We start from the raw sequence: 21,011 nt of genomic DNA, 5'->3' as shown, positions 1-21,011 counted from the left end.
CGGATCAGACGTTCCGGAACCGGTTGATGGCGTCGATGTGCCGGGCGCGCTTCTCGTGGTCGCGCACGCCCATGCCCTCCTCGGGTGCCAGCGCGAGCACGCCGACCTTGCCCTGGTGGAGGTTGCGGTGCACGTCGTACGCCGCCTGTCCGGTCTCCTCCAGCGTGTACGTCTTGGACAGCGTCGGGTGGATCTTGCCCTTGGCGATCAGGCGGTTGGCCTCCCACGCCTCGCGGTAGTTGGCGAAGTGCGAGCCCACGATGCGCTTGAGTGACATCCACAGGTAGCGGTTGTCGTACTCGTGGGTGTAGCCGGAGGTGGAGGCGCAGGTGACGATCGTGCCGCCCTTGCGCGTGACGTACACGCTCGCGCCGAACGTCTCGCGGCCCGGGTGCTCGAAGACGATGTCCACGTCCTCGCCGCCGGTCAGCTCGCGGATGCGCTTGCCGAAGCGCTTCCACTCGCGGGGGTCCTGGTGGTGCTCGTCCTTCCAGAACTTGTACCCTTCGGCGTTGCGGTCGATGATCGCCTCGGCGCCCATCTTCCGGCAGATCTCCGCCTTCTGGTCGCTGGAGACCACACAGATCGGGTTGGCGCCGCCGGCCAGCGCGAACTGCGTGGCGTACGAGCCGAGTCCGCCGCTGGCGCCCCAGATCAGCACGTTGTCGCCCTGCTTCATCCCGGCGCCGTTGCGGGAGACCAGCTGGCGGTACGCGGTGGAGTTGACCAGCCCGGGGGCCGCCGCTTCCTCCCAGCTCAGGTGGTCCGGCTTGGGCATCAGCTGGTTGGACTTGACCAGCGCGATCTCGGCGAGGCCGCCGAAGTTGGTCTCGAAGCCCCAGATGCGCTGTTCGGGGTCGAGCATCGTGTCGTTGTGCCCGTCGGCGGACTCCAGCTCGACGGACAGGCAGTGCGCGACGACCTCGTCGCCGGGCTTCCAGGAGTTCACGCCGGGTCCGGTGCGCAGCACGACGCCCGCCAGGTCGGAGCCGATGACGTGGTACGGCAGGTCGTGGCGCTTGGTGAGCGGCGACAGCTTTCCGTACCGCTCCAGGAAGCCGAAGGTGGACATCGGCTCGAAGATCGAGGTCCACACGCTGTTGTAGTTGACCGAGGAGGCCATGACGGCCACCAGGGCCTCGCCCGGGCCCAGTTCGGGCACCGGAACCTCTTCGACGTGCAGGGACTTGCGGGGGTCCTTCTCCTTGGCGGGCAGGCCGTCGAACATGTCGGCCTCGTCCTTGTGCACGGTCACCGCGCGGTAGGAGTCGGGCAGGGGCAGAGCGGCGAAGTCTTCGCGGGTGCTCTCTGGCGCGAGGATCGCGTCAAGTATCTGGTTCACGGTGTTGCCTCCGGCGAAGCCTGTCGAGGGAAACGGCTTGAGGGAACGTCGGTGGTGGTGCAGAGGCGATGCCGTCGGTTCGGCTGAGGGTGTTCCGGCAGCGCTGGTGAGCGCGGTGAGGGTGCCTGTGACGCAGGCGTCCGGGCGAGCAGGCGCGAATGGCTTGCTGGGACAGCCGACGCGCGGTGGTGTGCTGCGCGTCGGCCGCCCGGACAACATCAACGTATGACACCGCGTGCCAGTCGACAAGACACTGAGTGCCAACAATTTCTCTCAGATGTCATCCCGGGGGCACGCATGAGCGCGTGGCGGGTGTCGATGGCCTGTGCAAATGGTGAAATGTCGCCTATCAGCGAGCGCAGGGATGGGCGTACGCATGAGGCAGCGGACCCCCGCCGATGGCGTGCCAGGGGTGCCGGGCCCGGACCGGCACCCCTGGCACCCCGTACGCCTCAGACCTCGGCGCCCCTCAGGACCGCTGCTTGAGCGCCTTCTCGATCGTGCGCATGACCTCGTCCAGCGGCGCGTCCGTACGGGCCACCGTCACCAGCACCTCGCCCTGCTTCGCGGACCGCGCCGGAGGCTCCTGGTGGTTGTCCCCGCCCAGCCCGCGGCCCGCGCCGATGCCCGTGCCGAAGGTGGCGCGGACGATCCCGAAGGCGTGGTCGAGCTGCGCCTCCACGTCGCCCTCGGCGCCCGCCCGCAGCCAGCGCCGCAGCACGTGGTTGTGCGCGGTGACGACCGCGGAGGCGGCGACCTCGGCCAGCAGCGGGTCGTCGTCGCCCTCGTGGTGGGCGCCCTCGTCGAAGTGGCCGAGGAGGTAGCGGGTGAAAAGCCGCTCGTAGCGGGCCACCGAGGCGATCTCGGCCTCGCGGAGGGTGGGGACCTCCCGGGTCAGCCGGTAGCGTGCCACGGAGACGGCGGGGGACGCCGCGTACATCCGCATGACTTCCTTGATGCCGCGGCAGACCGTGTCGAGCGGGTTCTCGTGCGCGGGCGCCGCGTCCAGGACGGCCTCGGCCCGTACGAGGGTGTCGTCGTGGTCCGGGAAGATCGCCTCTTCCTTGGAGCGGAAGTGGCGGAAGAACGTGCGGCGGGCGACGCCGGCCGCGGCCGCGATCTCGTCGACCGTCGTCGCCTCGTAGCCCTTGGCAGCGAACAGTTCCATCGCGGCGGCCGCCAGTTCGCGGCGCATCTTCAGGCGTTGGGCGGCGGCCCGGCGGGTACCGGGAGTGGTGGCTTCGGATCCGTCGGTCGGCTGCGTACGGGCGGGCTGGGACATGTGGGGACGGTACTGCATATTCCCGCGGCCTGCGGCATCAGCTGCCCCCCTGGCCACCGTACGCGGGCGCGGGCCGCCGGAGGGTTCCAGCAGCCCGCCCCATCCGCCGCCCGCCGGGCGGGCCGTCCGCCACGCGTCAGCGCCGGGCGTACTCACGGAAGCCGCGGCCGGTCTTGCGGCCCAGGCAGCCCGCCGCGACGAGGTGCTCCAGCAGCGGCGCCGGTGCCAGGCCCGGGTCGCGGAACTCGGCGTGCAGCACCTTCTCGATGGCCAGGGAGACGTCCAGGCCCACCACGTCCAGCAGTTCGAACGGGCCCATCGGGTAGCCGCCGCCCAGCTTCATCGCGGCGTCGATGTCGTCCGGGGACGCGTAGTGCTCCTGGACCATCTTGACCGCGTTGTTCAGGTACGGGAACAGCAGCGCGTTGACGATGAAACCGGCCCGGTCACCGCAGTCCACCGGGTGCTTGCGCACCTGGGCGCAGACCGCGCGCACGGTCGCGTGCGCGTCGTCCGCGGTCAGCACCGTCCGCACGACCTCCACCAGCTTCATGGCCGGTGCCGGGTTGAAGAAGTGCATCCCGATGACGTCCTGCGGGCGGGCGGTGGCCCGCGCGCAGGCCACCACGGGCAGTGAGGAGGTCGTCGTGGCCAGCACGGCGCCCGGCTTGCACACCTTGTCCAGCGTCGCGAACAGCTGCTGCTTGATCCCCAGGTCCTCGGCGACCGCCTCCACCGCCAGGTCCACGTCGGCGAAGGCGTCCAGCGACCCGGCGGCGCTCACCGCCGCGAGGGCGGTGTCGCGCGCCTCGGCGGTCAGCCGCCCCCTGGCGACGGAGCGGTCCAGGGACTTGGCGACGCGCGCCTTCGCCGCCTCGGCCTTCTCGGGACTGCGGGCCGCCAGCACGACCTGGAAGCCGGCCTTGGCGAAGACCTCGGCGATCCCGCTCGCCATCGTCCCGGAACCGGCCACGCCGACGCTGCGCACCGTGCGCCCGGCGGCCAGGTCGTGGGTCCCGGTGGGCGTCCGGCCGTCCGGCACGACCACCGCGCTGCCCGGCGCCTCGTACGTGTAGAAGCCGCGGCCCGCCTTGCGGCCGGTCAGCCCCGCCTCGGCGAGCTGGCCCAGGATCGGCGCGGGCGCGTGCAGCCGGTCGCGGGAGGCGGCGTACATGGCCTCCAGGACGGTACGGGCGGTGTCCACGCCGATCAGGTCGAGCAGTGCGAGCGGGCCCATGGGCAGGCCGCAGCCCAGCTTCATCGCGGCGTCGATGTCCTCGCGGGTCGCGTACCGGGACTCGTACATCGCGGCGGCCTGGTTCAGATACCCGAACAGCAGCCCGTCGGCGACGAAGCCCGGCCGGTCGCCGACCGCGATCGGCTCCTTGCCCAGCTCGCGGGCGAGCTCGGTGACCGCCGTGACGGCGGCGGGCGAGGTCAGGACGGAGGAGACCACCTCGACCAGCTTCATGGCGGGCGCCGGGTTGAAGAAGTGCAGGCCCAGGACGCGTTCGGGGCGTGCCGAGTCGGCGGCCAGCCGGGTCACGGACAGTGCGTTGGTGCCGGTGGCGAGGATGGTGTCGGGCCGCACGATGGTGTCCAGCGCCGTGATGACCTGCCGCTTGAGCTCGTACTCCTCCGGCACGACCTCGATGACGAGGTCCGCCTCGGCGGCGGCCTGGAGGTCGCGGAACGTACGGAAGCGGGCCAGCACGTCCTGCCGCTCGCGTTCGGTGACACGCTCCCGGCGCACGCCCCGCGCGGTGGACGCCTCCAGCGCCGTGACGGCCCGGCGGGCGGCGGCGTCGTCGATGTCGATGCCGATCACCTCACGGCCCGCGCGGGTGAGGATCTCGGCGATGCCGGTGCCCATCGTGCCGAGGCCGACGACGGCCACGGTGGCCAGGGCCTGGGGCGCCCCGGCAGGCGAAGAGCCGGTGGAGGAGGTGGAGACCTTGGGGACAGTGGAGACATCGGTTGAGAGGTCAGGGGTGGACTTACGGTCCATCGCGAGACTCCAGAGAGTGGATCCCGTGCGACGGGGTTCCCGTGGAGCGGGGGCCCGGGTACGCAGGCGGGAAGTGACGACTGAGGAGGGGCCGGGCACATGCGCGAGCGGCATGTACGAGGCGAGTGGTGCTGCGGCCGGCCCTGTCCCGGGGCCGTGCCGTGAGCGTCGTGCTGGACGCCGAACCGACTGCACGCTGTGGCGGCTGCGTCACCAGGCCGCCGGGGCAGAGGTGCTGCCCGTGCTCAGCAGGTTAACTCGCCGGTAACCGGGAGCGCCAGGGGTGGCGCGGGGATTTAGGCTGTGGTTCGGGCCACGTCGGACGTACCGTGAGAATTCCGCGGGAGGGGAGTGGCAAATGGAAGATGAATTCCACGAGTTGACGGACCGGGTGCGTGCCGAACTCCGCTCCCCGCAGGACCTCGTCGCCTACGAACGGCTCCTCGGGCTGGCCCGCAAGAACACCCCGGCCGGACGCGAGGAGCTGGCCCAGGTGCTCACCGCCGTCGAGCGCCCCCTGTGGGCGCGCGAGATCGCCGCGTTCATCCTGGGGGCCGCGGGCGACCGCCGCGCCTTCGAGACGCTCGTCCTGCTGCTCAACTACCGCGACCCGGTGCGCTGCGCCACCGCCGCCCATGCCCTCGGCCGCCTCGGCGACCCGCGCACCGCCCGCGCCGCCGCCGCACTCGCCACCAACCCGCTGCGCACCGCCTACGCCCTGCACCCCGTCCGCCTGCTCGCCGAAATGCGCGCCCCCGAATCCGTACCGGCCCTGATCGCCACCCTGGAACGCCTGCTCACCCCGCACAACCCGTACTGGCGCGTGGCCCTCGCCTGCGTCGAAGGCCTCGGCGCCCTCGGCGACCGCCGCGCGGTCCCCGCCCTCACCGCGGCCCGCGACCACCCCCGCCTGGCCGCCGCCGCGGCCGCCTCCCTGGCCCGTCTGGGCGTTCAGGAGGAGCCGGGGGAGCGGGCGGGGCCGTGAGAGCCCGCCGGGGACTCCTCCGCCTGCGGGACGGCCCGCCGGTAGCGCACCTCGGGCACGGCGGCGCCCGCGACCTCGTACGTCTCCTCGGCGCCGTCGGCGCGGAAACCGGCCCGCTCGTAGAAGCGGCGGGCGTGAGCGTTGCCCTTGAGCACCCACAGGCACAGTGTGCGGAAACCGTTCCGCCCGGCACGCGCCAGGCACGTGTCCATCAGGGCGCGCCCGATGCCCGTACCGATGTCCTCGGGAGGGAGATACAGGGCGTACAGCTCGCCTTCGCACGGCGGACGTGACGTCTCCCCGTCGGTGGCGCGGGCGGGCCCGAAGGCGGCCCAGCCGACGAGGCCGCCGTCCCGCTCCGCCACGAGATTGACCACTTCGGGCGGCGCCGCGGAGAAGAACTCACGGCGTTCGACGGCGTCCTCGGCGGCGCTCAGCCCGTCCAGGTACGGCTGAGGCATCAGCCCCGCGTAGGCGCTCTGCCAGCCACGCACCCGGATGGCCGCCACCGCGTCGATGTCGTCCTGTGCCATGTCCCGTATCCGTAAGCGCTCCGTCATGAGCGGGAGGCTAGGCGCTTGACCCTGACACTGGCGACAACGTTTCAGACTGCACCGCATGAGTACGGAACAGCCGCAAGGGCAGCAGGAGCAGGACCGCGTCGTCATCGTGACCGGCGCGGGCACGGGGATCGGGCGGGCGACGGCGCGGCGGTTCGCGGCGGAGGGCGCGCGGGTGGTCGCGGTCGGGCGCCGTCCCGGGCCGCTGGCCGAAGCCGCCGACGGGTACGGGACGATCGAGCCGTACGCCGCCGACATCACCGCCGACGGGGCACCCGAAGAGATCGTCCGGCACGCGGCGCAGCGGTACGGGCGAGTGGACGTGCTGGTCAACAACGCCGGGATCGTGGGCAGCGGGACCCTCGGGACGCTGACCCGGGAACGGATCGCACCCCAGCTCGCGACGAATCTGGTCTCGCCGGTGCTGCTGACCCAGGCCGCGCTGCCGTATCTGGAGACGGGCGGCGGGGTGGTGGTGAACATCAGCACCTCGGTCGGGCAGCGGGCCTGGCCGGGGAACGCGGTCTACGGCGCCACCAAGACCGGCCTCGAACTGCTCACCCGCAGTTGGGCGGTGGAGCTCGCGCCGCGTGGCGTCCGGGTCGTGGGAGTCGCCCCCGGGGCCGTCGACACTCCCATCGGTGAGCACCAGGGGCTGACGGCGGAGCAGCGGGCCGCGATACGGGAGTGGCAGGTGGGACACACACCGTTGGGGCGGGTCGGGTCCCCGGAGGAGGTCGCGTGGGCGGTGGTACAGCTCGCGTCGCCCGGGGCGTCATTCGTGACGGGGGTGATCCTGCCGGTCGACGGCGGGGCGGTGGTCGCCTGAGCGCTCGTCGGGTCCTGCGCACCTGCCTGAGCCGGAAAAGGCAGGGCCGCCCGCAGGCGTTGTCAGTGCCTCCTGTTACAACCATGAGGGGAGGTGGGGCCGGTGCGGATCGGTGAGCTGGCGGCGGTGACGGGGGTGTCCCCGCGGGCCTTGCGGCATTACGAGCGGGCGGGCCTGATCGGCTCGGCCCGGGCGGACAACGGATACCGGGTGTACGACGCGGGCGCGGCCGTCCGCGTCCGCAACATCCGCCATCTCCTGGACGCCGGGCTGACCCTCGCCGACGTGAGCTGCTTCACGGCCTGTCTGGACGGGGACATGACGGCGGCCCGTCCTTCCGCCGAGGGGCTGCGGATAGCCCGCGAGCGGCTCGCAGTCCTCGACGAGCGCATAGCCGGGCAGATCCAGGCCCGTGACCGGCTCGCCCGGGCGCTGACGACGGCGACGGTGTAGCCGGGACGCCTGGGGTATCGGGGGCGGCACGCGGTCTCCACGCGGTCTCTGATCCGGGAGCGGGCCCGGCCCACCGCTTCCGGACCGGCCCGCCCCCTGCCCTCACAGCAGCGCCAGCTGTGTGTGCTCGGGCGTTCCCGGTGCCGGGCCGGCCGTCGGTGCGGAGATGCGGCGGGACCCGCCGGGGCGGGACGGCCCGATGCCGTGTTCGGTGGCCAGCTCGTGGACCTGGCGCGTGATCCGGCGCTGGTACCACTTGGGGGCGTACGCGCCGTCGGCGTACATCCGCTCGTAGCGGCGGACCAGGTGCGGGTGGTGCTGTGCGAGCCAGGCCATGAACCACTCGCGGGCGCCCGGCCGCAGGTGCAGGACGAGCGGCGTCACGGAAGTGGCGCCGGCGGCGGCGATGGCGCGTACGGTCGCGCGCAGTTGGCCGGGGGAGTCGCCCAGGAAGGGGACCACGGGCGCCATCAGCACCCCGGCCGGGATGCCGTGCCGCGCCAGGGTGCGGACCACGTCCAGGCGGCGTTCGGGTGCGGGGGTGCCGGGCTCGACGGTGCGCCACAGCTCGCGGTCGACGAAGCCGACCGAGACGCAGACGCCGACGTCCGTCACCGCGGCGGCCTGCCGCAGCAGCTCCAGGTCGCGCAGGATCAGGGTGCCCTTGGTGAGGATGGAGAAGGGGTTGGCGTGATCGCGCAGGGCCGCGATGATGCCGGGCATCAACCGGTAGCGCCCTTCGGCGCGCTGGTAGCAGTCGACGTTCGTGCCCATGGCTATGTGCTCGCCGCGCCAGCGCGGCGCAGCCAGCTCGTGCCGCAGCAGGTCGGGCGCGTTGACCTTCACCACGATCTGGGAGTCGAAGCCCAGCCCGGTGTCGAGGTCGAGATAGCTGTGGGTCTTGCGGGCGAAGCAGTACACGCAGGCGTGCGAGCAGCCGCGGTACGGGTTCACCGTCCGTTCGAACGGCATCCGGGAGGCTCCGGGCACCTGGTTGATGATCGACCGGGCGCGTACCTCGTGGAAGGTGATCCCGCGGAATTCGGGGGTGTCGACCGTACGGCTGACGGCGTCCGTGCCGAAGAGGGCGGCGGACTGCTCGCCCAGATTCTCCCAGCGCATCGCGCTTCCTCCTGAGTCCCTCGGCCCCCCGGGTGATGTTCCTGCGGCTGTATCCCCGGCTCCTCGCCGGTGCTGTCCGAGGGGCCCGCTGCGGCCCCGCCGGTCCCGCTCCGAATGCGATAATAGAACATGCGTTCGCACCGGGCTTGTCAAGCCGCTCCCGGCGCGTCGCCGGACCGGGGGCCGGCCGGTCCGGCCGGGGCGTCCGCGGGTCCGGGCCGCGCCTAAGGTGGTGCTCCTGCGGCACGGCGCGGCGCCGGTACGGCCCGCGGGGCCGCGGGAACAGCAGACGAGCACCGGAGGAAGAGACACATGGGCCAGGTCGAGGCCACCACGCAGCGCGAGATCGCGGCGGACCCGGAGGACGTGTTCGACGCGCTCGCGGACTACAGCGGTACGCGTCAGAAGCTGTTGCCCGAGCACTTCAGCGAGTACGAGGTGCGCGAGGGCGGCGACGGCAAGGGCACCCTCGTCCACTGGAAGCTCCAGGCCACCAGCAAGCGGGTGCGCGACTGCCTGCTGGAGGTCGACGAGCCGACCGACGGCCAGCTGGTGGAGAAGGACCGCAACTCCTCCATGGTGACGACCTGGGTCGTCACCCCGGCGGGCCAGGGCCGCGCCAACGTCGTCGTCACCACGACCTGGCAGGGCGCGAGCGGCATCGGCGGCTTCTTCGAGCGGACTTTCGCGCCCAAGGGGCTGGGCCGCATCTACGACGAGGTGCTCGCCAACCTCGCCAAGGAGACGGAGAAGAAGTAAAGGCCGGCGGGCCGGGCGGTGCCGCGCTTCCTGAAGGGGGCGCGGCACGCTCACCGGTTCGGGTGGTTTCCCTCGGCCCGCCGTCCGTGCCGGAACGTACCGCCGCCTCCGGGAAACGCCTGATGGGCGCCCGACGGGCTCCCCCGGCACCGCAGTTGCCCCCCGTATCGCCCGGCCCACCGCTCCCCGTCGCGCTTGAACGCCGTTGTCCCCGATGCGAGAAAGGGGCGGCGGCGCGGGCGTGATGAGGGGAGCACTACGTGGGCGGTACCACCCTGACCGAACAGGGGCGGTGGGCGGCGGCACCGGACGTCCGTCCGGCCTGGGCGGACGACGGCGGGCCGCCGGGCCTTGGCGCGGCACCGGTCCTCCTCTCCGGCCTGCTGGCGGCCCTGCTGCCCGGCGCGCTGGGCGCGACGGTCGCCGTCACCGCGCTGCCGCGCATCGCCGGGGACCTGCGCGGCCCGGACACCGTGTCCTGGGTGATCACCGCGTATCTGTTCGCCGCCGCTGCCGGTCTGCCCCTGCACGGCAAGCTCGGTGACGCCTTCGGCCGCAAGGCCGCCCTGATCCTCGCCGCCCTGCTGTTCACCGCGGGCTCGGTACTGGCCGGCCGCTCGCACTCCATGGGTGAGCTGACCGCCTTCCGCGCCCTCCAGGGAGCCGGGGCCGGGGGCCTGCTGATCGGCGTCCAGGCGGTCGTCGCGAGCCTGGTGCCGCCGCGCCTGCGCGGCCGGATCATGGCGGTGGCGGGCGCCGCCTGCGGACTGGCCTGCGCGGCCGGGCCGTTGCTCGGCGGCTACCTCACCGGCCACGCCTCCTGGCGCTGGTGTTTCTTCTCCGGTGTGCCGTTCGGCGTCCTGGCGCTGCTCGTGGCCGCGTTCGTACCGAGGCTGCCCAGGCCCGCCGTGCGGCACCGACTGGACCCGGCGGGCGCGGTGTTGCTCGCCGCCTTCGCCGGCTGCCTTGCGCTGATCGTCAGTTGGGGCGGCACGGAGTACGCCTGGACCTCGCGGGTCATCGTCGGGCTCGGGCTGGGTGCGCTCGGCACCGCCCTGCTGTTCGTCGCCGTCGAGTACTTCGTCACCGACCCACTGCTGCCGCTCCGCCTCTTCCGGGACACGGTGTTCGCCGTCCCGGGGGTGGTCGGCGCGGTCCTGGGCGTGGCCCTCTTCGGTGCCGCCGGATATCTGCCGACCTTCCTGCCGGTGGCCGACGGCGCGTCACCGGCCCGGTCGGGCCTGCTGATGCTGCCGGCGACGGCAGGTCTCGCGCTCGGCGCGGTCCTCTGCGGCCACCTCGCCCGCCGTACCGGCCGCCACCGCGTCTTCCCGGTCGTGGGGTGCGCGCTGGCGGGCGGGGCGACGTGGCTGCTGTGCCGGGCGCCGCAGGACGCCGGGCAGCCCGTGCACAGCCTCGGTACGGGCGTGCTGGGCCTGGGCGCCGGCTGCGTGCTGCCGGTGCTCGTGCTGGCCGTACGCGACCGGGTGCGGCGCACCGGGCCCGTCACCGCCACCAGCACCCACACCACGCTCCGGCAGCTCGGCGGCTGTGCCGGCGCCGCTCTCTTCCTCACCTTCCTCGCCGACCGGCTCGCCGGGCACCTCGCGCACGGCCCGTCCGGGCCCGCCCGGCACGCCACCGAACCGGAGTCACTCGTTCCGGCGCTGCTGGGTGCCCTGCCCACCGCCCTGCGGGAAAGCCCGGCCGCGGCCTCCGTGCACACCGTGCCGCGTGTGCTCCTCTACCTGCTGCCGGTGCTCCTCCTGGGCCTGCTGCTCGCCGTCTTCCTGAAAGAGAAACCCCTGGTGTCCCACGCCTCGCACTTCTCGTCCGTCCCGATCGTCCCGCCCACCGGACAGCACGACGTGGCCTCCGTCCCGCAGGCCCGTACCGAAGCGGCCGTGCCCGCCCTGCCGGAGCGCCCGGAGGCGAACCGTCCGGAGCCGAACCGTCCGGAACCGGCCCGTCCGGAACCGGCCCGTCCGGAACCGGCCTGTCCGGAACCGAACCGTCCGGAGCCGGCCCGCACGCCGTGGGCACCGGCCACCGACGACGCGTTCGTGGCCGGCGTCCCGATGGGCGGCACGGTCCGGCACCGCGACGGCAGCGCGGTGCCCGGCGCCGCCCTCACCCTCATCGGCACCGACGGCCGCCAGGTGGCGCGCGGCGCGACCGGAGCGGACGGCCGGTACGCGCTGAGCGCGCCGGGCCCCGGCGCGTACGTCCTGATCGCCGCCGCCGGCGGGCACCGGCCGCGGGCGGTCGCGGTCACGGCCGGCGAGCGGCCGGTCGGCCTGGACCTGCTGCTCGGCGGCGCCGGACGGCTGTCCGGCGCGGTCACCACCGCCGACGGCACGCCCGTGCGCGACGCCGCGGTCACGCTCACGGACGTACGCGGCGAGGTCGTCGCCACCGGCCGCAGCGGCCGCGAGGGCGGTTACGTCCTGACGGAGCTGGTGGCCGGCGAGTACACCCTCGCCGCGAGTTCCCCCGCGCACCGCCCCGCCGCCCTGCCGGTCACCGTGGACTCGGCCCGGGAGACCCGGCAGGACATCGAGCTGGCGGGCGGCGCGGTGCTGCGCGGCACCGTACGGTCCGGCGGCGGCCGCCCCGTCGAGGACGCCCGGGTCACGCTGCTGGACGCGGCCGGCAACGTGGTGGACTCCGCGACCACCGGCCCGGACGGGCTGTTCCGCTTCGTCGACCTGTCGGCGGGCGAGTACACCGTCGTCGCGGCGGGCTACCCGCCCGTGGCGACGGTCCTCCAGGTCACGGGCGGCGGCCGTACCGAGCGGGACCTCCAGCTCGGGTACGGGGACTGACCGCCCGCCCGGCCGGTGCCGGCTGCTCGCGGACCGGCACCGGCCCGCCCGGCCCGGGTACGCGGGCCGGTGCCGGTGTCCCGTATCAGGCGCGGCGCCACAGCGCCGGGACGGCCGGCGGCTCCCAGCCGGTGCGCGCCGTGTGCGGCTGGAGGCACGCGTACGTGGCGCCGTCGTAGGTGACCTGGTCACCCGCGCGGTAGTCGGTCCCGGCGGCCCAGCTGCCGCCGGGCGGCTCGGTCGGCTTGCCGGTGGGGGTCGGGGTGGACCCGCCGCGCACCCGCAGGACGAAGTCGAACGACGCCTCCTTGGCCGGGCCGTTCTGCCGTACGTTCATCAGCAGCGCGGGGTTGAAGATCGGGTCGGTGTTGTTGCGCGGCTCGCCGGGGAAGTAGAGCTGCGTGGTGAGGACCGGCTGGTTCGGGGCCTGCACCTTCACGTGCAGGTGCCGGGTGCGGCCCGGGTAGAGGCCCGGCACGATCGTGGTGAGCCTGAACGCGCCCCGCTGGTCGGTGAACTGGTGCCCGCGGAAACGGAATCCCACGTTGTCGTACGCGCCGTTGGCGTCCGCCTGCCACCAGTCCAGCAGGACGCGGGACAGCGGTTGGCAGGTCAGCCCGAAGACATAGCCGCTCACGGTGAGCCGGGTGCCCTGCGTACCGGGCTGGACCAGCGAGTCGCGCAGCGGTGAGTTCGGTTTGAAGTACGGGCCCTCGGTCTGCGACGGCGTCGGGTCGTCGCCGTCGTCGCAGTACGGGGTGGGGGTGAGCGGACCCTGGGAGGGCTCGGTGTCGCGGGCCAGGGCGACACCGCCGAGCAGCATCGGTAACGGCACGGCCGCGACGGCGGCCTTGAGCACGTTCTTGCGGCTGATCCGTCTGCGCTGACCGTCGTCCTGTGCGGGCTCGGTGCCGGCTGTGCGTTCGTCTTCCATCGCGCGCTCCTGTGAGCAGGGGGAAGGGCGGGGCGGCCCCGGGCACGGGGCTGGCAGGAGCCGGGGCCGTCCTCGCCTCAGGGGCTGGCTGACGGCGACAGACGCTATTCGGGCCGCCGCGGCGCTGCGATGGACTCGGCACCGGGGTCGTGGTGAATTCCTCCGGCGCCGCCCGCGGCGCGGCGGAAGTCGCCGGGGCTCAGCCCCGTCTCCCGGCGGAAGAAGCGGCAGAAGTACGCCGGGTCACCGAACCCCACCCGGCGGGCCACCTGGGCCACCGTCAGGCCGGAACCGGACAGCAGCCGCTTGGCCTCCACGGTCTGCGCGTGCCGGATCAGCCGGCCCGGGGTCCGGCCGGTGCCGCGCTTGACCAGTTCGGCCAGGTGCCCTACGGAGACGCCCAGTTCGTCGGCGTAGGACCGTACGGACCGGCCCAGGGAGCCCGGTTGCGCCAGCAGCCTGGTGAACTCCCGGGAGACCAGGGCGGACCGCCCGGACACGGAGCCCGTACGCCGGGCGCCGCCTCCGGAACCGGGTGCGCCGTCCGCATCCGGCGCGGCCCGCGGGGCGGACATCCGCAGCGCACGGGCGATCAGGATGTGCAACTGCGCCTGGAGCACCGACGTGTACGACGGGGCCCGCTCGCCGTACTCCCGCAGCATCTCGCCGACCAGGCCGGACAGCCGCGCCGCGTCGTCGGTCCCGGGCCGCGGCCACGGGCGCTCGCCCAGCTCCGTCAGAGCGTCCCGGTCGCCGGGGTGGGCCAGCAGGAAGTCGTCGGTGAACAGGATCACCCAGCCGCGCAGGCCGCGCACGCGGTCCCAGTAGTGCACCTGGCCCGGCGTGATGAAGCACAGGTGGGGCGGGCGCAGCGGGCGGCGGTCCTCGTCGAGGACGTGGGTGCCGGTGCCGCCCGTCACGTACACGATCTCGTGGAAGGAGTGCCGGTGCGGGAAGCCGGCGCGGGAGAGGGGGCCGATGGTGTCGAAGGAGCCGATGGCGAAGGGCAGCAGGTGGGGGGCGGGCACGTCGAGGCGGTGCAGGGGCACAGGGCCGTCGGCCCGGGCGTTGCCGCCGCGTGGCGCGAACACGTCCGGTGCGGGGCCTGCCTGCCGCCCGGCCCGGGGCGCGGCGGTCCGGCGGGCTCCCGCGGTCACCTGTTCGGTCCGTCTGGGCACGTCCTCACCATACGGGCGCCCGCAAGACCACGACCGGTACGGCCGGTTCCGCCGGGCTGCGGCCGGCCGCGCCCGGCGCCCGTCACCGGGTGGGGGAGGTGCGGCAGCGGCGTCCGGGACGACCGATCGGCTTGCGCCATGGTCGTTCGCGCGGGGCGCACCACCTATTCGGTGAATGCGGCCCGCGCTGTCACCCCACGGTCGTACCGTGGTAGCGGTGGTGCAAGATCGGTGTACGAAGGAGCAACCGCCCATGGAGCGTGGCCCGTCGCGCGGCGACGACAGGGTGGGCGCGGCGCGTCAGGTGCCGGCGCCACGGGACACCGTGCCCGGGCGTATCCCGCTCGCCGTGGTGGTGGTCGACGCCGCCGGACTGGTCTCCCACTGGAGTACGGGCGCCCGCAGGCTCTTCGGACCCTCCCGCGAGGAAGCGGTGGGCACGCCCGCCGTCGATCTGATGCCGGTATCCGGCGCGCTCGGCGAGGGGGAGTGGGCGGCGCGGGGCTGGGAGGAGGAGGCGGGCGGGCGGTGCAACGGGCCCGACCTGGAGGCCTCGTTGGGCGGCCGGGCCGCCTATCCCACCGCCGGACGCGCCCGTATGGCGGACGTGGAGCGCGGCACGGTCGACATCCTGTGGTGGGCGTATCCGCTGGTGGGCCCCGGCACGGAGCGGCTGCTCGTCCTCGCGGCGGACGCCGACCAGTTGCACGGCCGCGGCGACGCGGACGACGTGGAGCACGAGCGCTTCGCACCCGGCTTCGCGCTGCACACGGACTTCGAGGGGTCCGAGGTGCTGGCCGCCCAGCTGCCGCAGATACTGCCGAGCATGAGCCCCCAGGAGAGCGCCCGGATCGTCTCCCAGGTGCTGGAGCTGGGCTATCCGGTGCTGGAGATCAGCCAGCAGGAGCGCTTCCCGGTCACCCCGGACTGGGGCGTGCCGCGCCGGGTGGAGCGGCGGGCCCGGCTGCTGCGGACGGCTGGCGGCGCCCAGGACGTGCAGGCCGCCGCCGAGGCCGCGGCGGAGCTGGAGTCCGACCTCGAATACGCCGCGGTCCGTGAGCGGTTGGAGTTCCTGAACGAGGTCAGTGGCCGGATCGGCTCGTCCCTGGACCTCTCCCACACGATCCAGGAGGTCAGTGAGGCCGTCGTGCCGCGCTTCACCGACGTCGCCGGTACGTACCTGCGCGAGCAGGTCATCGCGGGCGAGGGCTTCCCCGACGGCCCGCCGGACGCCACGACCCTGTGGCACCGCGTCGCGGTCGAGCACAACGACGAGCCCGGCCGGTGGGACGACGTGGTCCCGGTCGGCGAGTCGATGCCCTTTCCGGTGCACACGCCGTTCTTCCAGTGCATGACGACCGGCGAGCCGGTGCTGATCCCGCGGATCAGCGAGGAGCTGGGCAACGCGATCGCCGCCCAGTTCGAGAAGCGCGACATCAGCCCGCTGATCAACCGGCGGTCGCTGCTGGTGGTCCCGCTCAAGGCGCGCAACGTGGTGCTGGGCTTCATGATCCTGCTGCGCCATCCGGAGCGGATGGAGTTCAACGACATGGACCGGGTCACCGGCGCCGAACTGGCCGCCCGGGCCGGCCTCGTCCTGGACAACGCCCGCATGTACACCTACCAGGAGAACGTCGCCGAGACGCTCCAGGACAGCATGCTGCCGCACATCGCACCCCGGATGGCCGGCTGCGACACGGCCACCCGCTATCTGCCGGGCACGCGCCTCGGCCGGGTCGGCGGCGACTGGTTCGACACCATCAAACTGCCCGGGTCGCGCACCGCCTTCGTCGTGGGCGACGTGATGGGCCATGGCCTGAACTCGGCCGCGATGATGGGCCAGCTGCGTACGGCGGTGCAGACCATGGCCGCCATCGACATGCACCCGGCCCAGCTGCTGCGCAGCCTGGACGACCTCGCGCAGCGGCTCGGCGACAACTACCTCGCCACCTGCCTGTACGCGGTCTACGACCCGATCGGCCAGCAGCTGGTGATCGCCAACGCCGGGCACATCCCGCCCGTCCTGGTGCGGGCCGTGGACGGCCGCAGCGAGCTGCTGGACCTGCCGACGGGCGCGCCCATCGGCGTCGGCGGGGTGCCGTTCGAGGCGGTCACGGTTTCCGTCGCGGCGGGCGACCGGCTGGTGCTGTGCACGGACGGTCTGGTCGAGGTGCGGGGCGAGGACATAGGGGTGGGCCTGGCGGCGTTGGCCGAGTCCGCCGCCCACCCGGCCGCGTCCATGGACGACGCCTGCGACGCCATCATCCGCGCGCTGAACGTGCGTGGCGGCCGCAAGGACGACGTGGCGCTGCTGATGGCCCGGCTCAACGGCATCGCCCCCGAGGACGTCGCCGAGTGGCGGCTGGCCATCGACGCGCGCGAGGCGGGCCGCGCCCGCCGGCTGGTCCGCGGGCAGCTGGCGCGGTGGGGGCTCCAGGCGGCCTCGGAGACCGCCGAGTTGCTGGTCAGTGAGGTCGTCACCAACGCCGTACGGCATGCGCACACCCAGCACGTGCTGCTGCGGCTGGTGCGGACGGACGCCCTGCTGTGCGAGGTGTCGGACGACGACCACGCCCTGCCGCAGATGCTGAGCGCGGCGGACGACGACGAGTTCGGGCGCGGGCTGCGGGTGGTCAGCAGGCTCGCGCGGGAATGGGGTACGAGCCGGACGGCGACCGGCAAAACGGTGTGGTTCGAGCAGACTCTGCCACGTACCTGAAGCGCCCGGCCGCGCGACGGGCGTACGCCGGTCCGTAACAGCGCATGAAAGAACGGTCGGCGGGCTTGCGGGAGCCTCGCGTACGGCAGTAGCAATTGGCCATGAGCGCTTCGAGCCACTACCTGCGGGCCTGGGAAGGCTTCTGGCGGGACGCGCCGGCCGGTGAGGGCGAGGTCTTCTGGGACTCCGACCCGTCCCTGACGGCCGAGTTGCACCTGCCGCTCTTCGCGGACCACTTCGACGCAGCGCTGCCGGTCGTCGACCTGGGCTGCGGCAACGGCACCCAGACCCGCTTCCTGGCGGGGCACTACCCGCGCGCGGTCGGCGTCGACCTCTCGGAGGCGGCCGTCGCCCACGCCCGCGCGGACGATCCGTCGGACCTGGCCGAATACCGGTGCCTGGACGCCGCCGACCCGGCGGCGGTACGCGCTCTGCACGGCGAGCTCGGCGACGCCAATGTGTACCTGCGCGGGGTCCTGCACCAGTGCGCCTCCGAGGACCGGCCCCGGATCGTGGAGAACGTCGCGACGCTGCTGGGCCGGCCCGGCCGGATCTTCGCCGTCGAACCGGCCGAGGCGTCCAAGGACGTGTTCGTCTCGCTCACGCAGGGCCCCGAGGGTCCGCCGGGCAAGCTGCGGGCCGTCCTGGCGCACGGTATCGCGCCCGGCGAGATGGCCGACTCGGTCGTCCCCGGGCTGCTGGCCGCCTACCGGCTGCGGGTGATCGCCACCGGCCGGCTGCCGCTGATGACGACCGAGTACCGAGCGGACGGCTCCCGGATCGAGATTCCCACGAACTGGCTGGTGGCCGGAGCGGCGGACTGACCGCGCGGAAACCTTTCGCGGGCCCGGCGCGCGGTGTGCCGGTACGCCGGGAGGCGCCCGGGCATCGGCTTCCGGTACGGCCGCTCTTCCCCCGTACGGCGGAGGCGGCCCGGCCCGGAGTGCGATGCGTGGCACGGGCGGCGGACGGCACGGTGGTGCCTGGCCGGGAGACCCGGCCCCCGGTGGTGGCCCGCCGGGTGACGCCTCCAGGAGGAACCATGCCGCGTGCCCGCCGTCCCCTGACCGCCTCCCGTACTGCCGACGAACCGTCCCTCACCGGAGTGGCCAAGCTCCGGCGCCGGCCGGGCGACGACGTCCATTTCGCCTTCGACGCGCGTGGCTTCGCCGACAAGGCGACCGGCACGTTCCGCGTCAGCCACCACATGGACAACAAGTGGGGCGGCCACTTCAAGGGCCGTATCGACTGCCTGCTGACCGGCGGCCCGGCCGCGGTCGCCACCGGCGTGGTCACCGAGTCGCGCTTCACCGGTGCGCCGGGCTACCCGGAGGTCGGTGACCTCAGAGGCAAGCGGTTCGGCTTCACCGTGCTGGACGACGGCCGCAAGGACCGGTTCGGGTACAGCTGGGCCATGGACGGCCTGCCGCAGAACGGCGTCGGCACGCGCCAGAGCAGCGCGCCCTTCGCAACCCTGGAGAAGGGCGACTTCCGGGTACGGCACTGGTTCCCGCCGGTCCCGGCCGCCCGCGGCTGAGCCCGGCCGGGTTCCGGGCCCGCACGGGGGTGGGGCCCGGCACCCGGTCCGGCCGTACGGACGCAACTGCGCCGAGCTCGGGAGTGTGGTGGCCGGTCGTGGTTATGGTGGGGATCCTGCCCGGTGGCGCGCGCGACGGCGCGGTCCGCCGGGCCGGTGCCGGAGCGGTCCGCCTGCTAGCTGTGACGGGACGGGTGCATGGTGAAGATCCTCATTTCCGCGGACATGGAGGGCGCCACCGGAGTGACGTGGCCGGACGACGTGCTGCCGGGCCACGCCCAGTGGCAGCGGTTCCGGCCGGTGTTCACCGGTGACGTCAACGCGGCGATCGCCGGGTTCTTCGCCGGTGGCGCGGACGAGGTGCTGGTCAACGAGGCCCACTGGTCCATGCGCAACCTGCTGCTGGAGCAGCTCGACGAGCGCGCCCAGCTGCTCACCGGCAAGCACAAGGCGCTGAGCATGGTCGAGGGTGTCCAGCACGGCGACGTGGACGGTGTCGCCTTCGTCGGCTACCACGCGGGCGCGGGCACCGAGGGCGTACTGGCCCACACCTACCTCGCCAACTCCCTGACGGGCGTGTGGGTGAACGGCACGCGGGCCAGCGAGGGATACCTCAACTCCCTGGTGGTGGCCGAATACGGTGTGCCCGTGGTGCTGGTGACCGGAGACGACCGGACCTGTGAGGACGCCGTCGGGTACGCCCCCGACGCGCGGGCCGTGGCCGTCAAGGACTACGTCTCGCGGTACGCGGCCGTGTGCCGGCCGCCGGCCCGTACGGCGGCGGACATCACGGCCGCCGCGCGCGAGGCGGCGGCCCTCGCGGTGCGCACCGAGCCGGTGCGCGGCGGCCCGTTCACCGTGGAGATCGAATTCGACGCCGAGCACCTGGTGGGCCAGGCGGCCTGTGTCCCCGGGGTCGAGCCCGCCGGTGAGCGGCGCGTCGCGTACACCAGCGAGACCATGTACGAAGCGATCCGCTGCTTCAAGACGGTCACCACCGTCGTGTCGTCGGCGGTGGAGGAGCAATATGGCTGACAGCGCCGACGACACGGCGGACCGAGCCGGTGCCGCGGTGGACGGACGGGCCCTCGACGAGGTCGTGCGGTTCACGTCCGATCTGATCCGGATCGACACCACCAACCGCGGCGGCGGCGACTGCCGGGAACGCCCGGCCGCCGAGTACGTCGCGGAACGGCTCGCCGAGGCCGGTCTGGAGCCGGTGCTGCTGGAGCGCACCCCGGGCCGTACGAACGTGGTGGCGCGCGTCGAGGGAGCGGACCCCGGCGCGGCGGCCCTGCTGGTGCACGGGCATCTGGACGTGGTGCCCGCGGAGCCCGCCGACTGGAGCCGGCACCCGTTCTCCGGCGAGGTCGAGGACGGTGTCGTGTGGGGCCGGGGTGCCGTGGACATGAAGAACATGGACGCGATGGTGCTCGCGGCCGTCCGGCAGTGGGCGCGTACCGGCGTCCGGCCGCAGCGCGATCTGGTCCTGGCCTTCACGGCCGACGAGGAGGCCAGCGCCATCGACGGCTCGGGCTTCCTCGCCGACCACCACCCGGACCTGTTCGAGGGCTGTACGGAGGGCGTCAGCGAGTCCGGCGCCTTCACCTTCCACGCGGGCGGCGGGATGCGGCTGTACCCGGTCGCGGCGGGGGAGCGGGGTACGGCCTGGCTGAAACTGACCGCCGAGGGCAAGGCCGGGCACGGCTCCAAGGTCAACCGCGCCAACGCGGTCAGCCGGCTCGCGGCGGCCGTGGCCCGCATCGGCGAGCACCGCTGGCCGGTGCGCCTGACCGACACCGTGCGCGCGGCGCTCGCCGAACTGGCCGCCCTGCACGGCATCGAGGCCCGCCTGGACGCCCCCGACTTCGACGTGGACACGCTGCTCAGCAAGCTCGGCCCGTCCGCCGCGCTGGTCGAGCCGACGGTCCGCAACAGTGCCAACCCGACGATGCTGGAGGCCGGCTACAAGGTCAACGTCATCCCGGGCAACGCCGTCGGATACGTGGACGGGCGGGTGGTGCCCGGCGGCGAGGCGGAGTTCCGCACCACCATGGACCGGCTGACCGGGCCCGAGGTGTCCTGGGCGTACGACCACGGCGAGGTGGCTCTCCAGGCGCCGGTGGACTCGCCGTCGTACGCCGCGATGCGGGCCGCGATCGAGCGCTTCGACCCGGCCGGGCACGTCGTCCCGTACTGCATGTCGGGTGGCACGGACGCCAAGCAGTTCTCCCGGCTGGGCATTGCCGGATACGGCTTCTCGCCGCTCAAACTGCCCGAAGGCTTCGACTACCAGGCGCTGTTCCACGGGGTCGACGAGCGCGTCCCGGTGGAGGCGCTGCACTTCGGCGTACGGGTCCTGGACCACTTCCTGCGGGCGACGACGGGGCGGCCGCAGCACGGATGAGCGCCTGAAGGAACGTCGGCGCCGCCGGCCCCCGGCGGGGACCGCGCCGCCCGGCCGATCCCGCCCGGACC

The 21,011-nt window shown here is 73.5% G+C and carries 17 protein-coding genes; 10 read left to right on the top strand and 7 right to left on the bottom strand.

Features of this window, described 5'->3' with window-relative positions:
* Positions 1-4: 4 nt before the first annotated feature.
* The 3 genes from ccrA to ACZ4Z1_RS21900 form a co-directional block, all read right to left on the bottom strand.
* Positions 5-1,342, bottom strand: a complete 1,338-nt coding sequence (gene ccrA / locus ACZ4Z1_RS21910; RefSeq protein ID WP_468488274.1) for a crotonyl-CoA carboxylase/reductase — start codon at positions 1,340-1,342, stop codon at positions 5-7.
* Between the two features lie 469 nt (positions 1,343-1,811).
* Positions 1,812-2,624 (bottom strand): TetR family transcriptional regulator, encoded by an 813-nt coding sequence (locus tag ACZ4Z1_RS21905; RefSeq protein WP_468488273.1) that lies wholly within the window; start codon positions 2,622-2,624, stop codon positions 1,812-1,814.
* A 136-nt stretch (positions 2,625-2,760) separates the two neighbouring features.
* A complete protein-coding gene (locus ACZ4Z1_RS21900) occupies positions 2,761-4,632 on the bottom strand; it encodes a 3-hydroxyacyl-CoA dehydrogenase family protein (protein WP_468488272.1) in 1,872 nt (623 codons plus the stop codon).
* Positions 4,633-4,990: 358 nt separating this feature from the next.
* Between ACZ4Z1_RS21900 and ACZ4Z1_RS21895 the strand changes: the two genes are divergently transcribed.
* Entirely contained in the window at positions 4,991-5,617 is a 627-nt protein-coding gene (locus ACZ4Z1_RS21895) for a HEAT repeat domain-containing protein (RefSeq protein WP_468488271.1), read from the top strand.
* Here the strand turns inward: ACZ4Z1_RS21895 and ACZ4Z1_RS21890 are convergent.
* Complete coding sequence (locus ACZ4Z1_RS21890; protein WP_468488270.1) at positions 5,584-6,177, bottom strand: GNAT family N-acetyltransferase; 594 nt, start codon at positions 6,175-6,177, stop codon at positions 5,584-5,586. The genes ACZ4Z1_RS21895 and ACZ4Z1_RS21890 overlap by 34 nt on opposite strands.
* Positions 6,178-6,235: 58 nt before the next feature.
* On the opposite strand from ACZ4Z1_RS21890, the gene ACZ4Z1_RS21885 reads away from it, so the two are divergent.
* On the top strand, positions 6,236-7,006 hold the full coding sequence (locus tag ACZ4Z1_RS21885; RefSeq protein ID WP_468488269.1) for an SDR family NAD(P)-dependent oxidoreductase: 771 nt from the start codon (positions 6,236-6,238) through the stop codon (positions 7,004-7,006).
* 102 nt (positions 7,007-7,108) lie between these two features.
* Positions 7,109-7,459 (top strand): MerR family transcriptional regulator, encoded by a 351-nt coding sequence (locus tag ACZ4Z1_RS21880; RefSeq protein WP_468488268.1) that lies wholly within the window; start codon positions 7,109-7,111, stop codon positions 7,457-7,459.
* Between the two features lie 102 nt (positions 7,460-7,561).
* On the opposite strand, the gene ACZ4Z1_RS21875 is transcribed toward ACZ4Z1_RS21880, so the two are convergent.
* Complete coding sequence (locus tag ACZ4Z1_RS21875; protein WP_468488267.1) at positions 7,562-8,581, bottom strand: Rv2578c family radical SAM protein; 1,020 nt, start codon at positions 8,579-8,581, stop codon at positions 7,562-7,564.
* Positions 8,582-8,893: 312 nt separating this feature from the next.
* On the opposite strand from ACZ4Z1_RS21875, the gene ACZ4Z1_RS21870 reads away from it, so the two are divergent.
* Complete coding sequence (locus tag ACZ4Z1_RS21870) at positions 8,894-9,340, top strand: SRPBCC family protein (protein WP_468488266.1); 447 nt, start codon at positions 8,894-8,896, stop codon at positions 9,338-9,340.
* Positions 9,341-9,600: 260 nt separating this feature from the next.
* Positions 9,601-12,165 (top strand): MFS transporter, encoded by a 2,565-nt coding sequence (locus ACZ4Z1_RS21865; RefSeq protein WP_468488265.1) that lies wholly within the window; start codon positions 9,601-9,603, stop codon positions 12,163-12,165.
* Between the two features lie 85 nt (positions 12,166-12,250).
* Here the strand turns inward: ACZ4Z1_RS21865 and ACZ4Z1_RS21860 are convergent, their stop codons facing one another.
* Both ACZ4Z1_RS21860 and ACZ4Z1_RS21855 read right to left on the bottom strand, forming a co-directional pair.
* Positions 12,251-13,099: a dioxygenase family protein gene (locus tag ACZ4Z1_RS21860; RefSeq protein ID WP_468488264.1), complete on the bottom strand. Its 849-nt coding sequence runs from the start codon at positions 13,097-13,099 to the stop codon at positions 12,251-12,253.
* Positions 13,100-13,203: 104 nt separating this feature from the next.
* Entirely contained in the window at positions 13,204-14,142 is a 939-nt protein-coding gene (locus tag ACZ4Z1_RS21855) for a helix-turn-helix domain-containing protein (protein ID WP_468488441.1), read from the bottom strand.
* A gap of 388 nt (positions 14,143-14,530) precedes the next feature.
* Between ACZ4Z1_RS21855 and ACZ4Z1_RS21850 the strand changes: the two genes are divergently transcribed.
* From ACZ4Z1_RS21850 to ACZ4Z1_RS21830, 5 genes are all read left to right on the top strand, one after another.
* Positions 14,531-16,996: an ATP-binding SpoIIE family protein phosphatase gene (locus ACZ4Z1_RS21850; RefSeq protein ID WP_468488263.1), complete on the top strand. Its 2,466-nt coding sequence runs from the start codon at positions 14,531-14,533 to the stop codon at positions 16,994-16,996.
* Positions 16,997-17,097: 101 nt separating this feature from the next.
* Positions 17,098-17,820 (top strand): class I SAM-dependent methyltransferase, encoded by a 723-nt coding sequence (locus ACZ4Z1_RS21845; RefSeq protein WP_468488262.1) that lies wholly within the window; start codon positions 17,098-17,100, stop codon positions 17,818-17,820.
* 218 nt (positions 17,821-18,038) lie between these two features.
* Positions 18,039-18,533: a hypothetical protein gene (locus tag ACZ4Z1_RS21840; RefSeq protein ID WP_468488261.1), complete on the top strand. Its 495-nt coding sequence runs from the start codon at positions 18,039-18,041 to the stop codon at positions 18,531-18,533.
* 201 nt (positions 18,534-18,734) lie between these two features.
* Positions 18,735-19,568 carry a M55 family metallopeptidase gene (locus tag ACZ4Z1_RS21835; RefSeq protein ID WP_468488440.1) on the top strand — a complete coding sequence of 278 codons (834 nt, stop codon included), beginning with the start codon at positions 18,735-18,737 and terminating at the stop codon, positions 19,566-19,568.
* Positions 19,561-20,940 carry a M20/M25/M40 family metallo-hydrolase gene (locus tag ACZ4Z1_RS21830; protein ID WP_468488260.1) on the top strand — a complete coding sequence of 460 codons (1,380 nt, stop codon included), beginning with the start codon at positions 19,561-19,563 and terminating at the stop codon, positions 20,938-20,940. The genes ACZ4Z1_RS21835 and ACZ4Z1_RS21830 overlap by 8 nt, the downstream gene beginning before the upstream one ends.
* Positions 20,941-21,011: the final 71 nt, after the last annotated feature.

The sequence above is a fragment of the Streptomyces sp. NPDC030165 genome (assembly GCF_055573595.1).
The sequence above is the reverse complement of the archived record's forward strand: the minus strand, read 5'-3'. Positions and strand labels throughout refer to the sequence as shown.

Excerpts from the sequence above, each read along its gene's own strand:
- ACZ4Z1_RS21905 (WP_468488273.1), bottom strand. The coding sequence starts at position 2,624 with ATGTCCCAGCCCGCCCGTACGCAGCCGACCGACGGATCCGAAGCCACC.
- ACZ4Z1_RS21900 (WP_468488272.1), bottom strand. The coding sequence starts at position 4,632 with ATGGACCGTAAGTCCACCCCTGACCTCTCAACCGATGTCTCCACTGTC.
- ACZ4Z1_RS21895 (WP_468488271.1), top strand. The coding sequence starts at position 4,991 with ATGGAAGATGAATTCCACGAGTTGACGGACCGGGTGCGTGCCGAACTC.
- ACZ4Z1_RS21890 (WP_468488270.1), bottom strand. The coding sequence starts at position 6,177 with ATGACGGAGCGCTTACGGATACGGGACATGGCACAGGACGACATCGAC.
- ACZ4Z1_RS21885 (WP_468488269.1), top strand. The coding sequence starts at position 6,236 with ATGAGTACGGAACAGCCGCAAGGGCAGCAGGAGCAGGACCGCGTCGTC.
- ACZ4Z1_RS21875 (WP_468488267.1), bottom strand. The coding sequence starts at position 8,581 with ATGCGCTGGGAGAATCTGGGCGAGCAGTCCGCCGCCCTCTTCGGCACG.
- ACZ4Z1_RS21870 (WP_468488266.1), top strand. The coding sequence starts at position 8,894 with ATGGGCCAGGTCGAGGCCACCACGCAGCGCGAGATCGCGGCGGACCCG.
- ACZ4Z1_RS21860 (WP_468488264.1), bottom strand. The coding sequence starts at position 13,099 with ATGGAAGACGAACGCACAGCCGGCACCGAGCCCGCACAGGACGACGGT.
- ACZ4Z1_RS21850 (WP_468488263.1), top strand. The coding sequence starts at position 14,531 with ATGGAGCGTGGCCCGTCGCGCGGCGACGACAGGGTGGGCGCGGCGCGT.
- ACZ4Z1_RS21845 (WP_468488262.1), top strand. The coding sequence starts at position 17,098 with ATGAGCGCTTCGAGCCACTACCTGCGGGCCTGGGAAGGCTTCTGGCGG.
- ACZ4Z1_RS21840 (WP_468488261.1), top strand. The coding sequence starts at position 18,039 with ATGCCGCGTGCCCGCCGTCCCCTGACCGCCTCCCGTACTGCCGACGAA.
- ACZ4Z1_RS21830 (WP_468488260.1), top strand. The coding sequence starts at position 19,561 with ATGGCTGACAGCGCCGACGACACGGCGGACCGAGCCGGTGCCGCGGTG.